We start from the raw sequence: 24,990 nt of genomic DNA, 5'->3' as shown, positions 1-24,990 counted from the left end.
CCAAGACCTCTCCGTCTTCCCCGCCGACTACCTCGACTACGTCGCCGCGCAACTCAACAACCGCCCCCGCAAAACTCTCGGCTGGAAAAAGCCGGCCGAAGTCCTCGACGAGCTACTGTCCAACCCACCAAATCCACCCGCTGTTGCAACCACCGCTTGAATCCGCCCCGGTGCGGATCCGGAGGGGGAGTGCGACGGAGGCGTCAGCCCTCGTCCCACCCGGCGTATCTCACCCCGAGAAGGGGTGCGACGAACGAAGAGCCATCAGTCGAACCCGCTCACCGCGCACAGGCATTTGCCCACGTAGAGCCCTCGAATACGTAGTGAATACGTAGTTCCCTGCTCGTGCCGGTTCTCCCGCACGTGGATTCTGGTGTGACGGTTGCCACTCGAGAAAGAATCGCGGAGAAACCATGGAATTGGACCTCCTGTACGCATTGACCAATCGGTCGGGCAAGCAAACTTGGTACGACGTCATGTTGGAGACGCGCAGGCACACCGCTATGGCGGAGGAGCTCGGCTACGACCGAATCTGGTTGGGCGAGCATCATTTCGACGTCGACGGTAGCGACGCGAGCCCCAATCCGATCATGCTCGCCACGGACCTCGCCGCCCGCACCGAGCGCCTACGTTTCGGCATGGCGGCCGTGTCGCTCACCCTGTGGCATCCGCTTCGGGTCGCCGAGGACCTCGCACTCCTGGACCACTTCAGCGACGGCCGGCTCGACGTCGCGTTCGGTCGCGGAATCTTGCCGATCGAGGTCATGAACCTCAACCCAGCCGCAAGCCGCTGGAACGGCTCGGACAACAGCCAGGAGATCTTCGAGGAGAACCTGGCGATCGTCCGCAAGATCTGGACCGAGGATCAGTTCAGCTGGGTGGGCAAACGTCACATCTTCCCTGAGCCCGGAACGAAGTTCATTCATTCGCCCGGCGCACCGATGCCCGACGGCTGGGTCGGTGAGGACGGCAACCTTGTCGCATTCGGTATGACGCCCAAGCCATTTCAGCAGCCGACACCACCGCAGTTCGCGGTGACCGAGTCGATGGGCGGCTTCGTCGGCGCCGCCCAGAAGAACCTGCGCCCCATCACCTGGTACCCGACGGGCGGCGTCCTGCGGAACCTCTTCGAGAACTACCGGGCCGAAGTTGGCGAAACCACTGGCGTCACACCGCCACTGGGCGAAGGCTGCGGCGTTCTGCGCCTCTGCTGCGTCGCCGAGACGGACGAGGAAGCCCGCCGGATCGCCGAGCCAGGAATCGTGGAATTCTTCGAATTCCTGTGCAAGGTCCGTGGCATCGGTGTGTGGCTCGACGCCGACGAGGATCCCAACGATCCGCGCTACCGCGAGATGGACCCGTGGGAGTTCCTCATGGAGCGCGACCACCTGATGATCGGTTCGCCGGACTCCGTCATCGAGCGGATGAGCTGGATGACCGAGTCGCACGGAATTCAGCATTGGTTGCTGCAGATGGGCTTTCCCGGCGTCGGTGCCGCGGACGTCGATCGCTCGCTCGAGCTTTTCGCTCGTGAAGTCATGCCCGAAGTGCGCAAGCTCGACAGCTCGGCCGTCAAAGTCGGCTGCCCCCGAATTCGAAGAGAGAGAACAACTGTGCCCGAATACTTGAACCCATGGAACCTGCCCTACCCGCGGTACGGCATGACTCCCGGCGTCGCAACCGAGGACTTCGTCTTCGCGGGCGGCATGGCGCTCGACCTCGAAACGGTAAGGCGTAAGCCAGAAGCCGACTCGATCGCCGCCGAGACGAAGATCGCGCTGGAAGAGATCCAGGGTCTGCTCGAGGCTGCCGGCTGCACCCTGCGGGACGTCGTCAAGACCACCTGCTACCTGAGCGACGACTCGTATCGCAAGGAGTTCTGGGAGGCCTACACCGAGGTCTTCGCGCCCGGACCGTTTCCTGCGCGCACGACGTTCGTGGTCGGCATTGCCGGCGATTGCCGAGTCGAGATCGACGTCATCGCTCGCCGGCCGAAGCACTAGCCACTACCCAGCCATGTGAAAGGTCACCATGTTCGAAGATCAAGTCTCCATCGCGGCGCAGCTGACGACGATTCTGTACATCGTCGGCGTGATCGCGATCATGCTCGCTCTGGTAGGTGTGATTCTGTTCGATGCCGGCCTGAGCCGACCGGGCAATGTCATGCACACCATGGTCCAGAAACTGGTTGCCGCCTTCGTGGCTGCGGCCGGTATGTCGGTCATCGGGTTCGCGATCTGGGACTGGCAGTTCAACCAAGCCTTCGGTGTCCCGAACGGCTTGAGCAAGGCCATCGAGAGCTGGTGGCTCGGCGGATCGAACATCAATACTCTGCCCCAAAACCTCGATCCCGCAGTCGTTCCCGGCGCTGACTCCTACCACGCGTTCTTTGCGATTTTCATCGTGTTCGCTGCTTTCCTCGCCGCGCTGCTCGCGGGCGCCGTGATCGAACGCGTCAAGACGACGTCGTTGGCAGTGGTGGCGCTGGTCTTCGGTGCTCTGGTAATTCCGTTCGGCGGCTACCTCGTCTACGGACCGGTCGGACCGCTCTCGAACGCGGGCACACACGACTTCGGTGGGTCGTTCTTCTACATCCTGCTGGGGTGTTGGGCACTCGTTCTGGTGTGGCGCGCAAAGCCCCGAGTGGGCGTCTTCAGCGGCACGCCGCCTGCACCGCACAACCTCGTCTACACCGTCGTCGGCATGGTTCTTTTTCTCGCCGGAATCTGCGGCTACGTGCTCGTCAACGGGTTCCTGGTACCTGACGTCGGCTACTTCGGGATCACGCTCAACGAGTCGGGTATGGGGCTTATCGTCACCAACCTCATGATGGCTTTCGCGGCATCGGCGCTCGGCGGTCTCGTCACGTGGAAGGTGAGCAAGAATCCGTACTTCTTCCTCATTGCGCCGGTCAGCGGCTGGATCGGTGTTGCCGGTCTGATCGACGTCGTCAAGCCGTGGCAGGCAGGTGTCACAGCGCTTTTCGCGCCGCTGGTCGTGCTCGGTGGCTACAAGGTGATGAACCGGCTCGGGCTCGACGATCCCAAGGTCGTGCCGCTCACGCTCGGCCCGGGGATCTACAGCGCCCTCATGACCGCGGTCTTCGCGAGTGGTGTCAAGCAGGGCGGGTTCTTCGGGCTCGAGGGTGACTACGCGTTCCAGCACGCGTCCATCGGAGTTGTGCAGCAACTCATCGGTGTGGGGGTCTTCCTCGCTCTCGGACTGGTCTCGGCGTTGATCGTCGTGACGGCGGTCGAGAAAACGGTCGGTCTCAGGGACAAGCGGGTCGACGACGGACTCGACGGACAACTGGACCGCGTGGTCATCGGTCTCACCGCCTATCCGGAGCGTACGGAAGTCCGGCGCGACGACGAGCCGATCGCAGTCTCCCTGGTCCGCTGAACTCGCGGTCCTTCAATACTCACAGATAGGAACTCTTGCAATGGAATTCGGGATCTTCATTCCCAGCGCGCGGAACGGCTACATTATGTCCGAGACCGCGCCCCAATACTCGCCGACCTACTCCCACATGCGGGAAATCATCCAGACAGGCGAAGAGAACGGCTTCTCGTTCGCACTGTCGCTGTCGTGCCTACGCGGCCACGGTGGTACGACGGGATTCTGGGACGACGCATTGGAGTCGATGACTCAAATGGCCGCCCTGGCTCGCGACACCACGACGATGAAGCTCATCGGTTCGGTGAACATCCTGGCCATCCACCCCGCGATCGCCGCGCGGATGGCGATGACCATCGACTCCATCAGCGACGGCCGTTTCTCGCTGAACATCGTGCCCGGTGGTTGGCACCCAAGGGAACTCGAAGTCATGAAGGTGTGGCCGGGCTACGAATACAACAGCTACCGCTGGAAGTACGCCGGCGAGTACTGCCAAGTCGTGCGTGAGCTGTGGGAGAACGGCGTCACCAACTTCCAGGGCGAGTACTTCCAGTACGAGGACCTCCGGATGGGACCGAAGCCGCCGCATCACATGAACATCGTCTGTGCCGGTGCGTCCGACGACGCGATCAAGTTCACGACGCGTTATGCCGACTACGCCTTCCGCCTGGCACTGGGTGGCAAGGACGCGCTCGGGCAGGTCGTGGACCGGTTCAACGAGCAGATGGAGGAGGCGAACCGCGCAATCAAGCCGTATGTCGCGCTCGGTGTCGTCATTGCCGATTCCGACGAAGAAGCGGAGGCGAAGCTGCAGAACTACGTCGACCACGCCGACTTCGCCGCGATCGAATACATGGTCAGCGGTGCGGTGACCGACACGGCGCAGGGCGGCACGTCCGAGCTCCTCGCCAGCATGGATCAGAAGGGCGCCGTGCAGATGTCGACCGACTTCATCACCGGTTCACCGGAAAGCATTGCGCGCCAACTGGATGAGTGGGCCGAAGTCGACGTCGCCGGTTACATGTTGATCTTCCCGGACTACGTCGAGGACATCAAACGCATGGGCAGCGAAGTGTTCCCGCTGATGAAGAACTTCACGGCGTCGAAGCTTGCGGTGTCGGCATGACCACCACACTGCTCTCCGGAGACCTCCAGGCGCAGGTTCGGAATTCGCACAAGATGCTGATCGGTTCCGAGTGGGTCTCGGCCACCTCGGGCAAGACGATTCCGGTCGAGGATCCGGCGACCGGCCTGGTCATCGCGGAGGTTCCCGCCGGCGACTTCGAGGACGTCGACCGCGCGGTTGCGGCCGCGCGTGCGGCGCTGCGCGGTCCGTGGAGTCGGATCACTCCCCAGGAGCGCGGCAAGCTGATCTGGCGCCTCGCCGACCTGATCGAGTCGCGCGCACAGGAATTGGCCGAGCTCGAGTCACTCGACGCCGGCATGCCGATCATGGAGGCGCGCTACGTCGACGTCGCGTTCTCGATCGACATCCTGCGGTACTACGCGGGCTGGCCGACCAAGATCACGGGTGACACCATTCCGGTGTCGTTCCCGACGAACTTCGGCGGGCCCTATCACGCCTACACCCTGCGCGAGCCCGTAGGTGTGGTCGCTGCGATCGTGCCGTGGAACTTGCCGCTGATGATGGCCGTCAAGAAACTCGCGCCTGCACTCGCCACGGGAAACACGATCGTCGTGAAGCCTGCCGAGCAGACGCCGTTGTCGATGGCACTACTCGCCAATCTTGTTCTCGAAGCAGGGATTCCGGAGGGTGTCTTCAACTACGTCACCGGCTACGGCGAGACGGTCGGTGCGGCGTTGGTGCGGCACCCGGGCGTGAACAAGATCAGCTTCACCGGATCCGGACCCACGGGTAAGGCAATCGCGCGGGCCGCAACCGGGACGCTGAAGCGGGTCTCGCTGGAGTTGGGTGGCAAGTCGCCCAACATGATCTTCGACGACGCCGACCTCGACAAAGCAATTCCGTCGTCGGCGCTGGCTATCTTCGCCTGTCAGGGTGAAAGTTGCGTCGCCGGTTCGCGCTTGTATGCGCAACGCGGGGTGTACGACGACGTCGTCGCCGGTTTGGCGGAACGAGCCCGCAGCATCAAGGTAGGCCCGGGTCTTGATCCGTCCAGCGAGATGGGTCCGCTGATCTCTGCAGAACATCGGGACAAGGTGCTCGGCTACCTCGACCTCGGGCGTGACGAAGGCGTCGACATAGCCGCCGGTGGCGGGCGGCACGGCGAGGCGGGCTTCTTCGTCGAGCCGACCGTGTTGACGAATGTCCAAGGGCGGTCCCGGCTGATGCGGGAGGAGATCTTCGGACCCGTGTTGTCGGTCGTCCCGTTCGACACTGAGGAAGAGGTCCTCGGCCTTGCCAACGATTCGGAGTTCGGCCTCGGCGCGGGAGTCTGGACGCGGGATCTCAGTCGCGCGCACCGGCTCGCGAGTTCGATCGAGTCCGGCCAAGTCTGGGTGAACTGCTATCAGGCCGTCGATGCAGCGCTGCCGTTCGGTGGCTACAAGCAATCGGGTTGGGGTCGGGAAACATGCAAGGAAAGCCTCGATGAGTTTCTCGAACTCAAGACCGTCGTGATCGGTCTCTGAGGCAGCGATGATGACCTGGCGGCCTGAACTCGTGAGCGGCGAGGCAACCGCACGCGTCGAGCGTGACGAGGATGTGCCGTCCTCATTCCGCCCGGTCATCGCGGCGCAGCGCGGGGTGGGGGAGACTACGGGAGTGGTCCTGCCCCTACCCGGCGAAGGCGTCGCCAGCGGAGATCCCGGTGATCTGCCGTTGGAGCTGACGCGGTTCATCGGCCGCCGCCACGAGTTGGCGCTCGCGCGGCACGCACTCGAACGTGCGCGGCTCGTCACGCTGACCGGTACCGGCGGTGTTGGCAAGACCCGGCTCGCATTCCAGCTGGCCAGAGACGTGTCGCGCGCGTTCGACGAGGGTGTCCGGGTGGTGGCGCTCGCCGACGTTCAGGATCCCGCGCTGCTGGGTCACACGGTCAATGCGGCGGTCGGCATTCGCGAGACGTCGTCGCGGTGGCAGTTGGACACGCTCGTCGACCATCTGCGCGAGCGGCAGATGCTGCTGGTCTTCGACAATTGCGAGCACCTGGTCGATGCTGCGGCAACACTTGCCGATGCGTTGTTGCGATCGTGTCCGCGGCTGCGGATCCTGGCGACCAGTCGGCAGGCGTTGAACATCGACGGCGAATCGTCGGTGTCGGTTCCGCCGCTGTCCACACCGGACCCGAGCGGCACGCTGAGCAGGGCCGCCATCGCGGAGAGTGAAGCCGTGAGCCTGTTCGTCGACCGGGCAGCAGCAGCGCTGCCCGGCTTCGAGTTGACTGCCGAATCGGAATCGCAGGTCGTCGAACTATGCCGGCTTCTGGACGGAATACCGCTCGCGATCGAGCTTGCGGCAGTTCGGCTTCGGGTGTTGCCGTTGTCCGAACTCCTGGCCCGGATGGGAGATCGCTACCGCCTCCTCACCCACGGCAGCCGCACGGCACCGGCACGGCACCAGACATTGCGTGCGTCGATCGACTGGACGTTCGATCTCTGTTCGCCCGAAGAACAGGTGCTGTGGAGTCGATTGGCAGTCTTCACAGGCGGATTCGGGCTCGAGGCCGCAGAGTCTGTTGCGTCGGGCGGCGCGATCGAGCGTGAGGCTGTGCTCGATCTGGTGTCGGGGCTGGTGGACAAATCGATCCTTACCCGTGTCCATGACGCGCGCGAACCGCGCTACCAAATGCTCGAGACGATTCGGCAATACGGAGCGGATCGACTCGACGAGGCCGAGTCGGCCGAGTTGGGTCGACGGCATCGCCAGTGGTTCGTCGCGCTCGCGGTCCGTGTCGACGAAGACTGGTCGGGTCCGCGTCAGGCGCAGTGGCTAGAGCGATTGCGCTGGGAACATGCGAATCTGCGCACTGCACTCAACTCGTGCTTGGTGCACGACGCGCAGAGCGGGTTGCGGCTCGTCTGGTCGATCGAAAACTATTGGTTGGCAAGGGGTTTTCTTGCGGAGGCCCGGCAGTGGTTGGACGAGCTCAGCGCGTCAGCGCTCGAGCCGACGGTCGACCGGGGCCGGGGTCTGCGGTTCAGCGCCTGGCTAGCCGTGTTGCAGGGTGATCAGGACGTGGTTCCGGCATTGCTCGAGCAAGCCGACGAGGTCGCTACCCATTCGGGTGACGCGGTCCTCGCGGCTTTCGTGGCACAGACGTGGGGGCTGAGCGCGCTGTTTCGCGGGGACCTACCGTTCGCGGTCGAACGGGTCGAGGAAGCGGTCTCGACGTTCGCGAAGTTGGGCCATCGGAACGGCGAGATTCACTCGACGTTCGAGGTCGGTCTCGCGCTGAGCTTTTCGGGGGAGACCGAGAGCGCGGCGGTCTGGCATCGCCGATGTAATGACCTCACGACCGCAATGGGTGAAACGTGGTGGCGTTCATTCTCGTTGTGGGCGTACGGGATCGACAAGTGGCGGCAGGGCGACATCCCCGCGGCTCTCGAGTTGGAGCGCGAAAGCCTGCGTCTGAAAAGGCAATTGGGAGACCAACTGGGCATTGCAGTATGTCTGGAGGGTATGTCGTGGATCGCCGCGTCAGAGGGTGACGTCGATCGTGCAGCGCGATTGCTCGGCGCCGCCGACGCCCTCCTGCGCCAGGTCGGTATGCCGCTCGAGGGGATACAGCGGTTGTGGGCCTTTCACCAGCAATGGGAGGACACCGTCCGGCGCCGGGCGTCGGAGCGCAGTTTTCGCGTCGCCTATGGCGCTGGTGCCGCGATGGCCGCAGATGCGGCAGTTGCGTTCGCCCTTCGCGAGATACCGGAGCCGCCGCCGGACCAGCAGGACGATCAGCTCGATCCGTTGACCAAGCGGGAACAGGAGGTCGGTGAGCTCGTGTCCAAGGGGCTCACCAACCGGGAAATTGCTGCGTCCTTGGTGATTTCGGTGCGCACGGCGGAAAAACACGTCGACCGGATCATGTCCAAGCTGGGGCTTGCAAATCGCACTCAGATTGCTGCCTGGGTGACTGGGCGAGGGTCGGGAAAACCGTAGCACTACGTACCACCTGGGATGGCCAGAAATACGTAGTAACACTAATTGCCTGGTAGCAAGCTTCAGCCGTAGCGTCGATGTAGATCGCAACATACCGGCTGGATAGTATGTAGAGACAAGGATGCTTCCAATGACAACGTACGACTTCATCGTCGTCGGCGGCGGAACCGCCGGATGTGTTGTGGCAGCCAGGCTCACCGAAGATCCTGCCGTCAACGTTCTTCTGCTCGAAGCCGGTGGGACCGACCGGCGCGCCGACGTAGAGGCGCCGGGCGCGTGGCCCAGTTTGGCCGGCAGCGATGCCGATTGGGGCTACGCGACGGTCACGCAGGAGGCTCTGGGCCGGACGGTGCCGGCGACACGTGGTCGCGTTCTCGGAGGATCCGGGTCTATCAACGTCATGGCGCATCTGCGCGGCCACAAGCTCGACTACGACGGTTGGGCAGCGGCCGGCTGGGACTTCGACGCGGTACTGCCGTATTTCACACGGTCCGAGGATGTTCCGCACGGCGACCCGCAGTTTCGTGGTCGCGGGGGACCGCTCGCGCCCAGGCCGATCGAGTCTCCACATCCGCTGTCGCTCGCCCATGTCGAGGCGGCGCGGGCAGTCGGCCACGTTGTCGCGCAGGACCTCAACGGACCGGAGCTGCTCGGCGCCGGCTGCCACGATCTGCTGATCAACGACGGTCGACGGCAGAGCACCGCGACCGCGTACCTGCGGCCGGCGCTCGACCGCCCGAACCTGACGGTGCGGACTGGCGCGCTTGTTTCCCGGCTCGTCCTGGCCGGCGATCGCTGCTCCGGTGTTCAGTACGAATGGGACGGCCGGTCGATCACGGATTCGGTTGCGAGCGAGGTGGTTCTGTGCGCTGGAGCGGTGGACACGCCGCGACTGCTGATGCTCGCCGGGATCGGGCCCGCGGGTGAACTCGCCGCGCTGGGGATTGCGCCGGTTATCGATTCTGTTGAGGTCGGCCGCAACCTGCAAGACCACATCCTGCTCGCGGGTATCCGTATGCGCGCCGAACGCCCGCTGCCCCCGCCGAGCGGAAACTACGCCGAATCGACGCTGTTCATGAAAACCGCTGCGGCGCAGACTCGGCCGGAGTTGCAGATTGTCCAAATCCAGGTGGACTACCACTTGCCGTGGCAGGAACCCGTTCCTAACGGCTTCACGTTCGGGATCGGGCACATGCGTCCACGGAGTCGCGGCACGATTCGCCTCGCGTCCGCCGACCCGACGGTCCCGCCGCTGATCGATCCGCGCTATCTGACGGACGACTACGACATGGATCAGCTCATCCTGGGCATCGAAGCGGTGGACGTGCTGGCGAAGTCGGGCGCGTTCGACGAGTGGGGCGGAGTCTGTGAGACAACGGATTTGCTGCAGCTCGACCGGCCACAACTGGAGCAGACGGTCCGCGACGCCGTCAGCAGCTTCTTCCATTTGTCCGGTACGTGCCGGATGGGTGCGGACGCAGCGGCCGTCGTCGATCCGCAGCTGCGCGTGAACGGTGTGGACGGGTTGCGGGTCGCGGACGCATCCGTGATGCCGAGCATCGTCTCGGCGAACACGAACGCAGCGACGGTGATGATCGGCGAAAAGGCTGCTGACCTGCTACGCGGGATGAACTGACAACTGATCTGCGGGTCGCTCGACGTCCCGTCAGGTCCTCTAAATACCAACTAGTCGGAACGGCTAGATCGAAGGAGTAGATATGCACACAGGGTTGACTCTCGTATTCCAGAATCTGGACGGCAAACTGTCCGACGAAGAAGCCTTCAGGCATGAGCTGAACTTGGCTCTGCGTGCCGAGGAGGTCGGCTTCGATTCGGTGTGGACGCCCGAACATCACTTCACCGCGTACGGCATGACTCCCGATGTCCCGCAGTTCCTTTCGTGGTTGGCCGCGAAGACATCCAGGATCAAGCTCGGCACGATGGTGGCCGTCCTGCCGTGGCAGGACCCGATCCGAGTCGCTGAGAGCTTCTGCCTGTTGGATCACCTGTCGGAGGGACGGGCGATTGTGGGTATCGGGCGCGGGCTCGGTCGCGTGGAGTTCGACGGGTTCCGGGTCGAGATGGGCCATTCGCGAAAGCTATTCGCGGAGTATGCCGAGGCGATCCTGAAGGGTTTCGAATCGGGTGTCATGGAGTATGACGGCGAGCTCTACAAGCAGCCCGCAATGGAACTGCGTCCGGCGCCGTACGCGTCGTTTCGTGGTCGGACATTCGCCTCGGCGGTATCACCGCAATCCATCGATCTGATGGCCGGCTTGCAAGCCGGGCTGATGGTCATCGCCCAAAAGCCCTGGGACAAAGCGGAAGCCGAGATGAAGGAGTACCGGTCCCGGTACCTCGAGATCAACGGTGAGGAGCCGGCGAAGCCTGTGCTCTGCGTGTTCGTCGGCGTCGGTGAGACGGAGGCCGAGGCGCAGCAGATGCGCGAGGTCTACCTGCGGCGGTACGCCGAATCGACTGTGCAGCACTACGAGTTCGACAACGTCGGGTTCGCCAAGATCGAAGGCTATGAGTACTACGCCGGCCTGAGCCGCAATATCGAGAAGCACGGCGTCGACGGCTTCTGCGACTTCCTCGCGGACCTCCAGGTGTGGGGTACGCCGGATCAGGTGGTGGCGCGCGTTCTCGAATACGTCGAGCGCCTGGACGCCGGTGCCGTCCTTCTCGCACCGTCGTTCGGCGGGATGGCACCTGACGTCGCTCGGCGCAACTTCGATCTTCTTGCTTCGGAGGTTCTTCCGCGCTTGCGGGCGCACAACGTGGGCGGCGATATCGGTGTGCGGCACGGCGCCGATGCGCGCGAACTACAAGCCCTGTCCTGAAACGACATTCGAGAAAGAGGTTTTGACATGACTGAATTGGATTTGACCGCAGCGAATTTGATCGACGGCACATGGGCGCCGGGAACCGGAAGCGATGTCATCGAGGTCTTCAACCCCGCGACGGGCGAGAAGATCACGGACCTCGTGCCCGCGACTGTCGACGACGCCGAAGCTGCCGTCGCTGCTGCGTCGCGCGCATTCGTCGACTGGGGTTCCCGACCCCTCGGCGAACGGGTGCGATTCCTCTACCGGATGAAGGCAATCCTCGAAGAGAACACCGAGGATCTGGCGCGCACAATCACGCTCGACCAGGGCAAGACGATCGACGAAGCGCGCGGCGAGGTCGCGCGGGCGCTCGATTTCCTCGAAACCGCGATCGCAGCGCCGATGCTGTATCACGGCCAAAGCATCAACGTCACAACAGGACTGGATGCCCGCCGTGTCCGCGAGCCGCTGGGAGTGTGCGTCGCGGTGACGCCGTCGAACTTCCCGGTGATGAACACCGTGCAGTTCTCGGCGTGGGCGCTCGTCACTGGTAACGCACTGATCATCAAGGCGTCAGAGCAGGATCCGATCGCGTCGACCGCTGCGATTCGGTTGCTGCAGCAGGCAGGTCTGCCGGCCGGTGTGCTGAACCTCGTGCACGGACGCGCAGATGTGGTGAAGCACCTGATCTCGCACCCGGCGGTGGCGGCAGTGTCGTGCATTACCTCGTCGCCGACGGCGAAGGCGATCTACGAGGCGGCGTCGGCGGCCGGGAAGCGCGTGCAAGCTAACGGCGGTGCGAAGAACCCGATAGTTGTTGCCCCCGATGCGGATCTGGACAAGGCAGCCGCGGGCATTATCTCTTCGTCGTACGGAATGGCGGGGCAGCGTTGCCTGGCCGGCAGCAGGGTCGTGGTCATCGGTGACATCTACGACGATCTGGTGGAACGCGTTGTGGCCCTGGCCAACCAGATCGTGGTCGGCAACGGTTTGGACGAAGGCGTCACGATGGGTCCCGTCGTGAGCGTGGCGAGCAAGGAGCGAATCCTCGAAGCGTTGGCGGAGGCTGAGAAGCTCGGTGCGACATTCGCTCTCGATGGCCGGACAGTGAAGCCGTCCGGCGGGGCCGAGACGGAGAAGGGGTACTTCATCGGGCCCACCGTCGTGACAGGCCTCGATCCGGCGAACGAGGTCGAGAGGCGGGAGCTGTTCGGTCCGGTGATCAACGTCCATCGTGTCGAGACGTTCGACGACGCGATCGAGCTGTCGAACGACACCGAATTCGGCAACGCCGCATCGATTTTCACGCGATCAGGTGAGGTCGCTGCTGCGTTCGAGCGACGGGTCCGGGCCGGCAACGTCGGTATCAACTCGTTCCCGGCGCCGCCGGCCAACGTCACGATGGGTGGGTACGGCGCGTCGTTCTACGGTGACATGCACGTGTGCGGTGATGCGCCGTTGGCGTTCTTCACCGATCAGAAGTTGGTGGTATCGCGGTGGTGAGCCCCGCGCTCGTCATCGATGCGGTGCGGTCGCCGATGGGTCGTGGCCGACCGGGCGGGGCGTTGGCGGAGCTGCATCCCGTCGAGCTTCTGGCGCAGGTGGTTTCGGCGCTGGTCGAGCGGTCGGGCGTGGACCCGGGTGACGTCGAGGACCTCCTGGTCGGTTGCGTGACGCAATCCTCTGAGCAGTCGGGCAACATCGGCCGGATGGCGTGGTTGGCGGCGGGTCTGCCGGAGCACGTTCCGTCGGTCACGATCGAGCGCAAGTGTGGATCGGGCCAGCAGGCAGTGCAATTCGCGGCTCAGGGTGTGATGGCGGGGTCGTACGACATCGTCATCGCGGCGGGCGTCGAGTCGATGAGCCGAGTGCCGATGGGGTCGAATCGGCAGGGTGCCGACGTCTACGGTCCGTCGGTGCAGGAGCGGTACGCGCCGGGGCTGCTGCCGCAGGGTGTCGCGGCAGAACTCGTCGCGCAGCGATGTGGCATCGGGCGGAGGCAGCTGGACGAGTTCGCGGCTCGGTCGCACGAGCTGGCTCATGCGGCGAACTCGTCGGGTGCGTTCGAGCGGGAGATTGTGCCGATTCGTGTGCCGGGCGGAGTTGTGGAGCGGGACGAGACAATTCGTCCCGGCACCAGCGCAGACTCGATCGGTGGGTTGCGGCCCTCTTTTCGGACTGACGACTATGCGGAACGGTTTCCAGAGCTTGACTGGCAGATCACGCCGGCGAACTCGTCGCAGTTGACGGACGGTGCGAGTGCCGTGCTGATCGCGAGTGAGCGGGCTGCTGACCGTATGGGATGGAAGGCGCGGGCGCGGTTTCGTGGGTTCTATGCGTGCGGCGACGACCCGTTGCTGATGCTGACGGCGCCGATCGCCGCGACACGAGAGATCCTGAAGCGCACTGGGTTGAGCATCGAGCAGATCGACCACTTCGAGGTCAACGAGGCGTTCGCGTCGGTTCCGCTGGCGTGGCAGATCGAGCTTGGAGCGGACAGCGAACGGCTGAACCCGCGTGGGGGAGCGATCGCGCTCGGGCATCCGCTGGGCGCGACGGGGTGCCGGCTGCTGACGACGATGCTGCATGCGATGGAGGACGCCGACCACCGGCTGGGGTTGCAGACGGTGTGCGAGGCCGGGGGAATGGCGAATGCCCTTGTGTTGGAGAGAGATCGGTAAGGAGTTGTGATGAGCGGGATGGTCCGTCTGGACAGCGTGGTGCGGGCGATCGCCGACATCGCTGCTGGTAAAGCAGTTGTCGTGGTCGACGATGAGAATCGCGAGAACGAAGGCGACATCATTTTCGCGGCGGAGATGGCGACGCCGGAGTTGATGGCGTTCACGATCCGGCATTCGAGTGGGGTGATTTGCGTACCGATGACGGGGGAGATCCTCGATCGGCTGGACATTCCACTGATGACGCCGCACAACCAGGACAAGTTGCGGACGGCGTACACCGTCTCGGTGGACGCCCGTGTCGGCGTGAGCACGGGAATTTCGGCGGCGGACCGGGCGCGGACGGCTCGGGTGCTCGCTGATGTTTGTGCAGTGCCAGGGGACCTGACCCGGCCAGGTCATGTGTTCCCGCTGCGGTATCGGGATGGCGGCGTGCTGGTGCGGCGTGGTCACACCGAGGCTGCGGTCGACTTGGCTCGGTTGGCAGGTCTACGGCCGGCGGGGGTGCTCGTCGAACTTGTCAACGACGACGGTTCGATGAAGCGCGCCCCAGAACTACGGCGGTTCGCCGATGAGCACGGGCTGGCGATGATTTCGATTGAGGCATTGGTGCAGTATCGGCAGCGGCACGAGGTTCTGGTCGAGCGGGTGGCCGAGACGTACTTGCCAACGAAGACATGCGATTTCAAGGCGTACGGGTATCGAGGTGCTGTTGATGGTGCGGAGCACATAGCACTAGTCCATGGCGATATCTCGGGTGGTGCGCCTGTGCTGACGCGGGTGCATTCGGAGTGCTTGACTGGCGACGTGTTCGGTTCGTGCCGGTGTGATTGCGGGGCGCAGTTGACCGAGGCGATGGAGCGGATCGCGATGGAGGGCAGGGGAGTGGTCATCTACCTGCGCGGCCACGAAGGTCGCGGGATCGGGTTGGCGGCGAAGCTGCAGGCGTACGGTTTGCAGGACGCCGGCCGTGACACGGTCGATGCGAATCTCGAGCTCGGATTACCTGTTGATTCGCGGCATTATGGTGCGGCGGCGCATATTTTGCGCGATCTCGGCGTCTCGGCGGTGCGGTTGTTGACGAACAATCCGGCGAAGGTTGGTTCGCTGGCGGACATGGGAATTCAGGTGGCCGCCCGCGTTGGGTTGACGCCCTTGCCCAACGGTCACAACGAGGGATATCTCCACACCAAGCGTGAACGCATGGGCCATGAGATTCCTGACCTGCGTTCGCGTATTACTGCCCGGTTTTGACCGGGCTCCCAAACCCCGGTGCGGCCAGGGGATCTGGCCGCACCGGGTTTCCACGTCAGAATCCGGTGCCTAGAGTCGTTCTGGACCGTTGTTGGGCAAAGGGACCGCGGGCTGTCCGAGTGCTATGGGCAGACTCGAAAATTGCGGGAGCCGCCAGTTGATCGGTTGCAATCTGTTGCGGCAGCTCACGGATGTTCGCCATTACGCGGTTCGCGTTGGCTAGGCTCAGCCTCACTGCCAGTCGATCAGTGCGGGAAATGGTGGCTATGGTTGCGGGTGAAATACTTTGACTGATGGGGACTTTGCTGTCCTTTTACTGATTTATCGACCACCGATCTGTATTTGGAGCGTCGTTATCTTGGTGGCATGACCGGCGAAATTAGGGACGATCCGTTGGCCAAACTGCTACCGGTCGGCAACCAGGGCGGGTTTCCGTACAGCGGATCACCATCGCGACGGAAATCAGGCGATTGTTCGACGTTATTGAAGCGTTCGCGTTAACGACTGACCGCAGTTTCGCACTGGAACTTGTCGACTATGTTTCCAAGTTGCCGCCATCGATCGTGCCCGACCCTCAGACGGCGTATGGGGTGTCTGCTCACTGGATCCCGAGTACGACCGTCCCGGCCCGTGTCGTTGATTGTTATCTCGGCACTCTCAGCAATCTCGACAGAGGCGACTACAGGTCCGGCGTCGAAGCTCTCCCCGCACCACCCGGGATGTCTGCCGATGACTTTCGTGATTACGTCGGGTTTGTTCTTCGGCAACGACTTCTTGGCAGGATCTACCGCGAATGTGAAGGGCAGCAGCAATGGCCGGCGATCGAGCACATGCGGCAACTATTGGCCGCTGCTCGGGTCTACACGGTCGAGGATCCACCCATGATCTGGAGCGGGATCAAGAACTGGTTCACGTACCTTCCTTCACGCGTCTGGCAGCCTGTATGGCGGACAGACCGCGGCTCGCTGATTCAACGCCACATCGCGAACGGCACTTCTTCACTGAGAGCTTTGGCTGCCCCTGGTACGGCGAGTTCCTCGATGCGGGGCTCCGGCCGGCCATGAGTTGGTGCGACATCGCCAAGCTGCGCCAGCGCGAGACGTGCCGACGGTAGAGAGGCTCCTGTATCGGCGTTGAGTGTGGCGAGCAATTTTCGCGCTATCTCACGAAAAGGGGCTTTGATCTCGCCGCCCGATGGAGCCCCGTGACCTAGCGAAAACAGTTGCCGAACCTTGCGGCGGGCCGTCCCTGTTCCACCACAGTTTGTGCCGCCAGCGTCAAGTCGTCGTTGTCGAATGGTTCCCCCACGACTGCAATCAAGTTGGCGAGTGGTTGCGGGTAGTACCTGGCCCACGTACCCTCCAGCTGCGTGCGCCTCGCGGCGCGGTCGTCCTTCATCTGATCTCCTCGCGTTCGGTGCGGCCGCCCGCTAGACCGATACTAGGATTCTCATTGGCATCGTTATGATTGCATGTGCCTAGTCAGGAGTTGGTTCGCCAGACGGGCCTGTCGGGCTCATATGCATTCTCGCGGATAACAACGTTAGGACCTAGCGGCGATCGTCACATGGCCCGAACGTGCGTGTCGGTGTTCGCACTCGATGTTGCAGTGAATAGGGTCAAGTCGTGACCGTGTACCTCGACAACAACGCGACAACGCGTCCTGCTCGTGCGGTGGTGGCTGCTGTCGTCGAGATGATGGGCAGCGGGTATGGCAACCCTGCGTCGAGCCACGTCGTGGGTCGCGCGGCACTTGGAGAAATTGATCAAGCGCGAGCCCGCGTGGCGAGTCTGATCGGCGTACGACCCTCCCGATTGGTATGGACGTCGGGCTCGACCGAAGCACTGAATACCGCATTACACGCGGTCGCACGGACGCATCGCCACCTCCTGGTACCGCGCACCGAGCACAAGGCCGTTTTGGATACCTCGGACCGTCTGGCCGCCGTAGGTGTTCCAGTGACATGGGTCGACGTTGATTCCTCTGGAGTCGTAACGACTGAGGCCGTGGAAGCTGCGATACCTGATCGTCCTTTCGCGCTCGCTGTGATGGCAGCAAATAACGAAACTGGAGTCTTGAACGACATTGCAACTCTGGCCGGGGTTGTCCACGAACGAGGCGGCGTAGTAGTTTGTGACGCCACCCAGCAGGTTGGAAAGATTGGGATCGATCTCGCCGCCTGGGACGTGGACTACGCGGCGATCTCGGCGCACAAGTTCTACGGCCCCCCTGGAATCGGCGCGTTAGTGGTTCCTACGGGCAGTTCGCCTGCGCCGCTCATCCACGGTGGAGGTCACCAGGGAGGGTGGCGTTCGGGCACACTGAACGCTCCCGGAATCGTTGGGTTCGGGGTGGCCAGCGCACTGGCAAGCGAGTCGTTGGCAAGCGGTTCCACACAAATTGCTGCCATGCGTGACCAACTTCGTCGTGATCTTGAAGGTTCATTGGGACCCTGCCCGGTGAATGGGGGAACGGCGCCGCGATTGCCGAACACGTTGAACATCCGTATCCCGGGCGTTGACGCCGACGCGTTGATCGTCAACTGCCCTTCTGTCGCGTTTTCGTCAGGATCCGCATGTACGTCTGCAGTTCCAACGCCGTCCCACGTTCTTACAGCCATGGGGCTTTCTCCTGTTCACGCCGAGGAATCGATTCGATTGTCGGTGGGCGCTGATACCACTTGGGATGACGTCAGATCGGCAGCGAAAGACCTTGTCGCGGCGGCTGTCCGAGTGCGCGACCTCACCGACTGGAGCGTTTAGCTATGGCGATTGCGATCAAGGACAGCATCGAGGCTGCGTTCGGCCGTCACGAAACGTTCACAATCCGATACGGGTGGTTGAAACGCGGCTTCGATCATTCGGTTGTAGATCCGCGGCTCTTTTATCTCGACGACGCGCATCATCGCCTCGGTGTTGGCAAGAACATGGCGAAGTCGATACGTTTCTGGTTATCCGCTACGCGGCTAATGGCCGAAGTCCCGGATCCGGAGAACTCGCGGCGAACCATGATGCGTCCGACTCGGTTTGGAATGGCGTTGCTATCCGGTCTGCCTACGGTCGGCGAGCAGAGTTACTCCGACAGCCTGCACGCGTTCATGCCGGCATTCGCTGACGTAGAAGGTCTCGACCCTTACCTTGAGCAACTCGATTCCTGGTGGTTAATACACTGGATGATGTTGTCTCCCAAGGGAAAGCTCCCCGTTTGGTGGACGGCTTTCAATACGTTCTCGCCGGTCGTCTTCACTGTGGAGTCGTTGACAGACCACGTGATGGCGCAGATCGAAGCGACGGCGGCCTGGAATAACCCCACGGCGCCTGCTGCTACGACCGTCAAGAAGGACGTACTCGCGCTGTTGCGGGCATACGCAGGCGCCGCGGGAATTAGAAAAGCAGACAAGTCAGAGGACGACGTCGATGCCCCGATGGTTCCGTTGACTCTGATCAGCGATGTAGGCGGGCGCTACCGGTTTGCTGTTGGACGAAAACCCGGTTTGACGGCTGCCGTTGTCGCATTCGCGAGTCTCGATTTCCTGTCGACAACTAGCGCAACAGCGAAGACTGCGCTGGTGTCCACCCTTGCCTCCGAGGTCGGTGGTCCTGGTCGGGCGTTCAAGCTGTCTGAGCGTGAATTTGGGGAACTACTTGAGGCCGCTGCCTCCGCGTACCCGGATTTGATCCAAATGCGGACTGCGGGTTCATCGCCGGTACTCGCTATTCGGTCCGAGATGCCTATGCGAGAGATCGCGTCGGAGATCCTCTTTCGTCACTATGAGAGTGGCCGGGCTGCAGGCGCCGCTACTCGAAGGTTCGACATTAGCTCCCAAGTAATTACTGAATGCGAGGGTATTAGCGATGGCAGTTCCGACACAGGTGCGGGGTCGGTTCGCTCGGTCAGTCAGACTTGATTCGTCTGGGCCGTCAGCGCTCGATGGCTATCTGCCGACGGCCAGAGCACTCGACGTAGTGCGCCGTGTCGTCCGTGGCATGGAATCAGGGGACGGTTCGCGAGCGTTTTCAATCACCGGGCCGTATGGCTCGGGCAAGTCTTCGCTCGCTGTTTTTCTGGATGCTCTCTGCTCTGGTTCCAGTTCCCCAACGTACAAGGCCGCAGTCAGGCTTCTTCGCGAGCATGATCCGGAAACGGCAGATGGTCTCAAGGCTGCGCGCGCAGCTGCTCACGCCGGGCGCGATGGGTTCGTGCGGGGAATCGTCACAACTCCGCAGCGGGAGGCGATAGCGACCACGGTGCTGCGTGCGCTCCGAACGGCTGCAGAATACTTGGCACAGAAACCACTCACGGAAGAGGTCGAGGCTGCTCTAGACCGGGCCCTTGACCCGAGGTTGGCCACTCCGTCGTATCACGAGATACGCGAACTTATCCGAAAAATCACGTCGATCCGCCCGCTCCTGCTCGTGATAGACGAGTTTGGCAAGAACCTTGAGGCATACGGTGCATCCGGCTCAGACACAGACATTTATTTGTTACAGGAGCTTGCGGAGTGGGCCAGCGACAGATCGAACCACTCCACATTAATTGTGGTGACTATTCAGCACCTTGCCTTTGAGGCGTATGCCGCTTCCGCCAGTCTTGCGCAACGACGTGAGTGGGCGAAGGTGCAGGGAAGGTTCGAAGACATCCCTTATGTTGACTCGGCGAGTGCCACAAGAAGTTTGATTGCATCGGCTTTGAATCAAGGCGATGACGAGAATTTCGACGAGGCGAGAATTCTTGCGGCCGCGCGTGCTGCGGCGGACGCTGCCTCAGTCGGATTGCCAGAGGTCGCATCTGAGACGCTGCTTGGACACTGCTGGCCTCTGCATCCTGTGGTTCTGTTGGCGCTACCAGAGCTATGCGCGCGATATGGGCAAAACGAGCGGACCCTATTCTCATTTCTGGCGTCGGCCGAACCACTTTCAGTGAAGACGTGGCTGAGCCATGTCGATTCGATTGAAGACTTACCCTGGGTGAGGGTCGACCAGATATACGACTACTTCGTGGAGTCAGCCGGAAACTTCCTTGCCACGTCTGCCGAGTCAGGGCGGTGGACAGAGGTATCCACTGCTATTCGAGATGCGTCTGGCTTGACGGATGCACAGATGCGTGTGCTCAAGACAGTGGGAACGCTGAATCTGGTGTCGGCAACTGGCATGCTTCGCGCGTCAGAGGAACTTGTCGGCTTTGCGTCAGCGGATGGCCAAGCCGGAACGGAGAATGTGGTTGCGGTAGCGACGCGATTAGCAGAGTTGAGTTCGATGAGCTTGATCACACATCGCGACTACGCGCACGAGTACCGCATTTGGCGCGGCTCAGACTTCGATATTAACCGTGCGCTTGAAGGGGCGCGGCGGTCAGTTGCAGGTCGTTCGTTGGCCTCTCTGCTCGCCGATGTTCGTCCAATGAAACCGGTCGTCGCAGCCCGCCATTCGACGAAGACGGGAACAATCCGAGCGTTCGAGTGCACATATGGTGACTTTGAGACGCATCGTATAGCGGCGCCGAGCCCCAGGTCTGTTTGCGATGCAGTTCTTGTTTATCGCCTTGAGCCGGCTGACCTTCAGGTCGACGGTGATCAACGTGTCCCGGTCGTTGTGATTGATCCCGTTGATCTCGGGGCCACCATTGCCGCGTCGGTGGAGCTCGGAGCGCTTCTAGAAGTCGCGGAAGATGTAAGACTAGCGCGCGATGATGCCGCGGCGAAGCGAGAGCTCGCCGAAAGAATCGCCTATGCGCGCATCAGCCTTGACCACGCGATATCAGTCGCATTCGACGTAACTGCGAGCTGGACTTGGCTCAACCCCGCTGAGGGTCCAAAAGTTCCTCTCATCGATGGCGTATCAACGTCAAGACTGTCTGAGGTTTTGGATCAGGCATATTCAGCCGGACCCTCCACCGTTTCATACGAAGCAATCAATCGATCGGAGTTGACTAGTACTGGTGCGCGTGCGCGCAGGCTGGTAATTGAAGGATTAGTGGATGTGAGCCGACATTCCACGCCCCAATTTGGGATGGTAGGTGATGGCCCAGAGGCGGCGATGTACCGTGCCGTGATCCTCGACTCTGGGATTCACGATATGAATCGTGGACAGATTCAAGCGCCGTCTGTCAGCGACTGGAGACGAGTTTGGGACGAGACACTAGCAGAGCTGACAAACCTTGAGTCTGCCGTCACCGCCGAGCACCTACTCACGATAATGATGTCACCGCCATTCGGCCTTCGAGAAGGCACGGCCTCACTACTACTTACCGCGATGCTGGTGGTTGAGGCTCCAAATCTTGCGATCTACGAACACGGCACTTTCGTGTCGCGGATCACGGCGCCAGTCATCGAGCGACTTGTGCGTAATCCGCGAAATTACTCAGTCAAGTCAATCGGAATCACGCGTCGCGGAGTGCGATGGCAATTCATCCGCGCACTGCACCGAGTATTGGATGAGAGAGGGATGGGGGAGCCCCCTTCGCAAGTGACGCTACTTTCAGCTGTTCAGCGCATCGCGGCGCTGTATCGCGGTGCACACTCTCGTTACGTGGAGAAGACCCGAACCTTTGCCGCTTCTGCGCAAGATGCTGATTCTGTCCGGCGGGACGCTGTCGCAGTTCGAGACGTTGTCGTGAATGCACGCGAGCCCGACGTCCTCTTGTTCGACGCTCTCCCAGCGGCGTTTGGATTACCGCCGTTGGAAGCTGGAAATAGCCAACTTCCGCAAAGCGTCATCGACGAATTGGTTGGCCGGTTCATCGATGCGCTTGTGGTCATAACATCCGCAAACGACACACTCTCACGCAGGGTTTTCGATTGTGCGGCCGCGGCCGTAGTTCCACTCGCATCCAACGGACAGAAGGTGTCCGACAAGGCTGAATTACGGTCCATGGAGTCAATCGCTGAATCGCTCGCGATGATCGACGCGGTTCCGCAGTCGGTGAGGTCGTTTATTCAGGCATGTCTAATGAATCCGTCCAACCCAGTGGAACTGGGACTGCAGATCGCGACGTCTGTTACCGGGTACTCTCCATTGGATTGGGACGACAACGCGGTCCATCGCTATCTGGCGGAGATAGAGGAAACTGCACGTGCATTTCGACGTATCGCCGACCTGGCACGTGCCAAGGCTTCCTACGCCATGGGCGACCAGAGTTTCTCCGCTTTTGCTGTAACACTGACGTCCGCGGATGGTGTGACGACTGACCGCACTGTCACCCTCAGCTCTGAGCAACAACGATCTGTCAGTGTCGTAGTGCACAATGCGATAGAGGCATTGTCCGAGCTCGCAGGAGATCCCGTACAGCTTCTGCTTGCCGGCATTGCTGCCCGCGAACTTGGGAGCGACCAAGCTTCTGAGTCGAAGGCGCCGAAGCAAGAAAAGGGGAAGGCATATGGCTGATCAGACGAGGCACATCTGCGGGATCTCTGGAGGCAAAGACTCGTCGGCTCTGGCGGTGTACCTTCGGCAGACTCGCCCCGATCTCGACATCGAATACTTCTTCTGCGACACAGGCGCTGAACTTCCTGAGACTTACACCTACTTGAACAAGCTCGAAGGCGTGCTCGGACGAAAGGTCACCCGCCTAAACGCTGAGCGCGGTTTTGATCACTGGTTCGAGGTGTTTCGAGGTGCGCTTCCGTCTCCCCAGATGCGTTGGTGCACCAAGAACTTGAAGATCAAACCGCTTGAGCAGTGGATCGGAGACGACCCAGCGGTGTCCTATGTGGCGATTCGTGCAGACGAGGCGAATCGTAAGGGTTATATCTCCACGAAGCCAAACATAACGACGGAGTTCCCGTTCATTCACGCCGGGATTGATATCGATGGAGTGAACAAGATACTCGACGATGCTGGAATTGGTCTCCCCGAATATTATGAATGGCGGACTCGATCTGGATGTTACTTCTGCTTTTATCAAAGGAAAGCGGAATGGGTAGGGCTTGCGGACCGGCACCCCGAGTTGTTCGATCGAGCACGTCAGATTGAAATGAAAGTCCTCTCCGAGGCGGGTGTCGATGGCGACGCATCATATGTAGATTTCGGAATGAAGGGCAGGGCATACACGTGGTCGCAGGGCGAGACGCTCGACGAGCTGCTAGCGAGGCGTAGTGAAATTATGACGCAACACAACGCTGCTCTCGAGCGAGCAAAGAAATCCCGGCGAAATCTGCCGCTTTTTGTGGCTTTGGACGAAGACGACGACACGATGCCTTGCGCTGTGTGTGCTTTATGAGTCAACCGTGCCGGTTGCGCCGGTCGCCGAGTCGGCTCTGACTAACCGGGCCCCTTTGAAACTCCAGCTCCTCTCTGCGAGGCGAGCCTGCCATTGCTTGCGAGTTCCTATTAAGTGAGATTCATCGAGTAAGCCATGTCGTTCTTCTTGATCGCTGAGTCGCTTGAATCGTTGATGGCGCGGATCGTCGGAAGCGACAAATAGCTCCTTGCGGTGGAGGATCGGTGGATTGTCTCTTTCGCGGTAGTCACATGGACGAACGTCAAGGTGTCGGAAGTCGACGACCCATGATTCAGCCAGCGCCGGGTGAGGATCTCGGTCAAAGTCGGGATACTTCAGCCACGAGACCCTTGGTTTGTCGAAATGAACTTTTACTAGGGTTGCGTCCTGGACTTCACCGATCAGGGTTTCCGCGGCGCCGATGAATACGCGCAATATTGGTGGTAGCAGTTCGATTGCGGTCACGTGCGCGTAGAAGGCATCGGGCGTGCGCTTACCAATGGTACTAACAGCTGCGGCCGACCTTACGGTCTCGGGCGACCCTAAGGAGAATAGAAGACCTTCGGCTTCTGCAACGGCGGCTTTATAGCTGCCGAATAGTTCTTTCACATCAATTCGCAAGTCTACCGGGAGAGCACCGAATTTTGGCATGCGACGTATCCGCTGCAGTGCGAATCGCACCAAAAGCTCCTGGCGCCGATCCTCCGCTGCGTCCTCCCACCATGTGTCATTTGCCACGTGCCGAATGATTTGAAATGCCTTCGCGGTAGAGCCAAAGGAATTGAGAAGTGACTCCTGCCAATCTACTTCGCCGGGCGATGGCAACCTTCCTCGAATCGCAACAAACTCTTCGAGAGGACGCAAAATGTCGCGGTGAGTTTCGTAAGCCTTGTCACGAATCGACATCTTCGGTTCGGTGATCCTGCGCAGTCGTCGAACCCGCCGGCTAATCATCGAACGCTGGTCGAGCCACTCCTGCTCGGCGCCCTCATCGCGAAAGACAACAAAGACTCCTGGTGCAAGCGGAGTGCACTGAGTGGTTAGGGTGTCTTCGATAAGCGTCCTTGCCTCTGCCTGGCTGAAGAATCGCTGGAAAGTGTCGGTACCAGTGAGGATCCCATCTTCGTGAACGGTGGCACTGGCTAAGAACTTCGCCTCGTGAGTGGTTCTAACGGAGACTACGAGCGCGCGCTTAGCCAGTTCAAATGCCTTTTTCAGTGTGCTGACTCGTTCGCTGGGTAGTTCGATGACATTGATGACGTATCCAAGATTGACGACCGCCGCCTCACAAAGCTCGGCGCCCGGACGATGGTGCGGATCCCAGCCATCTGCTGTGTATCCCATGAGTCTGAGGAAGTCGATGTCGCTACCGCGGCCACAGCCGTAATCAAAAACGTCGTCAAAGTCACGAATAACGTCCGACTCGATCGCGAGCTTCATAGGCCTAGATAGCTCGACCCGCCGGATGGCGGTCATTGCGGACCGTGAGGGGGCACCGACGGGCATTCTGGGATTGTAGATCGAGCAGTCAACTGTG

The 24,990-nt window shown here is 61.5% G+C and carries 17 protein-coding genes and 1 pseudogene; 16 read left to right on the top strand and 2 right to left on the bottom strand.

What is annotated here, in order from left to right:
- From JGU72_RS29685 to JGU72_RS29625, 12 genes and pseudogenes are all read left to right on the top strand, one after another.
- A pseudogene (locus JGU72_RS29685) lies at nucleotides 1-160 on the top strand (IS30 family transposase); the annotation flags it as partial.
- Nucleotides 161-413: 253 nt separating this feature from the next.
- Entirely contained in the window at nucleotides 414-2,003 is a 1,590-nt protein-coding gene (locus JGU72_RS29680) for an LLM class flavin-dependent oxidoreductase (protein WP_233533214.1), read from the top strand.
- A gap of 28 nt (nucleotides 2,004-2,031) precedes the next feature.
- Nucleotides 2,032-3,402 carry an ammonium transporter gene (locus tag JGU72_RS29670; protein ID WP_199687899.1) on the top strand — a complete coding sequence of 457 codons (1,371 nt, stop codon included), beginning with the start codon at nucleotides 2,032-2,034 and terminating at the stop codon, nucleotides 3,400-3,402.
- A gap of 40 nt (nucleotides 3,403-3,442) precedes the next feature.
- Entirely contained in the window at nucleotides 3,443-4,522 is a 1,080-nt protein-coding gene (locus JGU72_RS29665; RefSeq protein ID WP_199687898.1) for an LLM class flavin-dependent oxidoreductase, read from the top strand.
- Nucleotides 4,519-6,009 carry an aldehyde dehydrogenase family protein gene (locus JGU72_RS29660; protein ID WP_199687897.1) on the top strand — a complete coding sequence of 497 codons (1,491 nt, stop codon included), beginning with the start codon at nucleotides 4,519-4,521 and terminating at the stop codon, nucleotides 6,007-6,009. Before JGU72_RS29665 ends, JGU72_RS29660 begins: the two co-directional genes overlap by 4 nt.
- Nucleotides 6,010-6,019: 10 nt before the next feature.
- Complete coding sequence (locus tag JGU72_RS29655; RefSeq protein ID WP_199687896.1) at nucleotides 6,020-8,476, top strand: ATP-binding protein; 2,457 nt, start codon at nucleotides 6,020-6,022, stop codon at nucleotides 8,474-8,476.
- Between the two features lie 130 nt (nucleotides 8,477-8,606).
- Entirely contained in the window at nucleotides 8,607-10,112 is a 1,506-nt protein-coding gene (locus tag JGU72_RS29650; protein WP_199687895.1) for a GMC family oxidoreductase, read from the top strand.
- 82 nt (nucleotides 10,113-10,194) lie between these two features.
- A complete protein-coding gene (locus JGU72_RS29645) occupies nucleotides 10,195-11,319 on the top strand; it encodes an LLM class flavin-dependent oxidoreductase (protein WP_199687894.1) in 1,125 nt (374 codons plus the stop codon).
- A gap of 27 nt (nucleotides 11,320-11,346) precedes the next feature.
- Complete coding sequence (locus JGU72_RS29640; RefSeq protein ID WP_199687893.1) at nucleotides 11,347-12,807, top strand: aldehyde dehydrogenase family protein; 1,461 nt, start codon at nucleotides 11,347-11,349, stop codon at nucleotides 12,805-12,807.
- Nucleotides 12,804-13,985, top strand: a complete 1,182-nt coding sequence (locus JGU72_RS29635; protein WP_199687904.1) for a thiolase family protein — start codon at nucleotides 12,804-12,806, stop codon at nucleotides 13,983-13,985. The genes JGU72_RS29640 and JGU72_RS29635 overlap by 4 nt, the downstream gene beginning before the upstream one ends.
- 9 nt (nucleotides 13,986-13,994) lie before the next feature.
- Nucleotides 13,995-15,236 carry a bifunctional 3,4-dihydroxy-2-butanone-4-phosphate synthase/GTP cyclohydrolase II gene (locus JGU72_RS29630; protein WP_199687892.1) on the top strand — a complete coding sequence of 414 codons (1,242 nt, stop codon included), beginning with the start codon at nucleotides 13,995-13,997 and terminating at the stop codon, nucleotides 15,234-15,236.
- A gap of 470 nt (nucleotides 15,237-15,706) precedes the next feature.
- Entirely contained in the window at nucleotides 15,707-16,300 is a 594-nt protein-coding gene (locus JGU72_RS29625; protein WP_199687891.1) for a hypothetical protein, read from the top strand.
- 145 nt (nucleotides 16,301-16,445) lie between these two features.
- Here JGU72_RS29625 and JGU72_RS29620 read toward each other — a convergent pair whose 3' ends face one another.
- Nucleotides 16,446-16,634 (bottom strand): hypothetical protein, encoded by a 189-nt coding sequence (locus JGU72_RS29620; RefSeq protein WP_199687890.1) that lies wholly within the window; start codon nucleotides 16,632-16,634, stop codon nucleotides 16,446-16,448.
- A gap of 227 nt (nucleotides 16,635-16,861) precedes the next feature.
- Between JGU72_RS29620 and JGU72_RS29615 the strand changes: the two genes are divergently transcribed.
- From JGU72_RS29615 to JGU72_RS29600, 4 genes are all read left to right on the top strand, one after another.
- The gene (locus tag JGU72_RS29615) at nucleotides 16,862-17,998 is read left to right on the top strand and encodes a cysteine desulfurase family protein (protein ID WP_199687889.1); all 1,137 of its coding nucleotides are present in this window, start codon (nucleotides 16,862-16,864) and stop codon (nucleotides 17,996-17,998) included.
- Nucleotides 17,999-18,000: 2 nt separating this feature from the next.
- On the top strand, nucleotides 18,001-19,143 hold the full coding sequence (locus JGU72_RS29610) for a DUF4007 family protein (protein WP_199687888.1): 1,143 nt from the start codon (nucleotides 18,001-18,003) through the stop codon (nucleotides 19,141-19,143).
- Nucleotides 19,144-19,222: 79 nt separating this feature from the next.
- A complete protein-coding gene (locus JGU72_RS29605) occupies nucleotides 19,223-22,618 on the top strand; it encodes a hypothetical protein (protein ID WP_199687887.1) in 3,396 nt (1,131 codons plus the stop codon).
- Nucleotides 22,611-23,453, top strand: a complete 843-nt coding sequence (locus tag JGU72_RS29600; protein ID WP_199687886.1) for a phosphoadenosine phosphosulfate reductase family protein — start codon at nucleotides 22,611-22,613, stop codon at nucleotides 23,451-23,453. Before JGU72_RS29605 ends, JGU72_RS29600 begins: the two co-directional genes overlap by 8 nt.
- On the opposite strand, the gene JGU72_RS29595 is transcribed toward JGU72_RS29600, so the two are convergent.
- Nucleotides 23,448-24,929 (bottom strand): DNA phosphorothioation-associated putative methyltransferase, encoded by a 1,482-nt coding sequence (locus JGU72_RS29595; protein WP_267909307.1) that lies wholly within the window; start codon nucleotides 24,927-24,929, stop codon nucleotides 23,448-23,450. The two genes, JGU72_RS29600 and JGU72_RS29595, sit on opposite strands and share 6 nt — an antisense overlap.
- Nucleotides 24,930-24,990 lie beyond the last annotated feature (61 nt).

Origin of the sequence: Antrihabitans auranticaus (assembly GCF_016481275.1) — a bacterium.
In the GTDB taxonomy this organism is placed as follows: domain Bacteria; phylum Actinomycetota; class Actinomycetes; order Mycobacteriales; family Mycobacteriaceae; genus Antrihabitans.
Note: the sequence above shows the minus strand (reverse complement) of the source record. Positions and strands in the feature narration are given on the sequence as shown.

Excerpts from the sequence above, each read along its gene's own strand:
- JGU72_RS29620 (WP_199687890.1), bottom strand. The coding sequence starts at position 16,634 with ATGAAGGACGACCGCGCCGCGAGGCGCACGCAGCTGGAGGGTACGTGG.
- JGU72_RS29660 (WP_199687897.1), top strand. The coding sequence starts at position 4,519 with ATGACCACCACACTGCTCTCCGGAGACCTCCAGGCGCAGGTTCGGAAT.
- JGU72_RS29655 (WP_199687896.1), top strand. The coding sequence starts at position 6,020 with ATGACCTGGCGGCCTGAACTCGTGAGCGGCGAGGCAACCGCACGCGTC.
- JGU72_RS29600 (WP_199687886.1), top strand. The coding sequence starts at position 22,611 with ATGGCTGATCAGACGAGGCACATCTGCGGGATCTCTGGAGGCAAAGAC.
- JGU72_RS29610 (WP_199687888.1), top strand. The coding sequence starts at position 18,001 with ATGGCGATTGCGATCAAGGACAGCATCGAGGCTGCGTTCGGCCGTCAC.
- JGU72_RS29650 (WP_199687895.1), top strand. The coding sequence starts at position 8,607 with ATGACAACGTACGACTTCATCGTCGTCGGCGGCGGAACCGCCGGATGT.
- JGU72_RS29605 (WP_199687887.1), top strand. The coding sequence starts at position 19,223 with ATGGAATCAGGGGACGGTTCGCGAGCGTTTTCAATCACCGGGCCGTAT.
- JGU72_RS29640 (WP_199687893.1), top strand. The coding sequence starts at position 11,347 with ATGACTGAATTGGATTTGACCGCAGCGAATTTGATCGACGGCACATGG.
- JGU72_RS29630 (WP_199687892.1), top strand. The coding sequence starts at position 13,995 with ATGAGCGGGATGGTCCGTCTGGACAGCGTGGTGCGGGCGATCGCCGAC.
- JGU72_RS29670 (WP_199687899.1), top strand. The coding sequence starts at position 2,032 with ATGTTCGAAGATCAAGTCTCCATCGCGGCGCAGCTGACGACGATTCTG.
- JGU72_RS29680 (WP_233533214.1), top strand. The coding sequence starts at position 414 with ATGGAATTGGACCTCCTGTACGCATTGACCAATCGGTCGGGCAAGCAA.
- JGU72_RS29595 (WP_267909307.1), bottom strand. The coding sequence starts at position 24,929 with ATGACCGCCATCCGGCGGGTCGAGCTATCTAGGCCTATGAAGCTCGCG.
- JGU72_RS29665 (WP_199687898.1), top strand. The coding sequence starts at position 3,443 with ATGGAATTCGGGATCTTCATTCCCAGCGCGCGGAACGGCTACATTATG.
- JGU72_RS29645 (WP_199687894.1), top strand. The coding sequence starts at position 10,195 with ATGCACACAGGGTTGACTCTCGTATTCCAGAATCTGGACGGCAAACTG.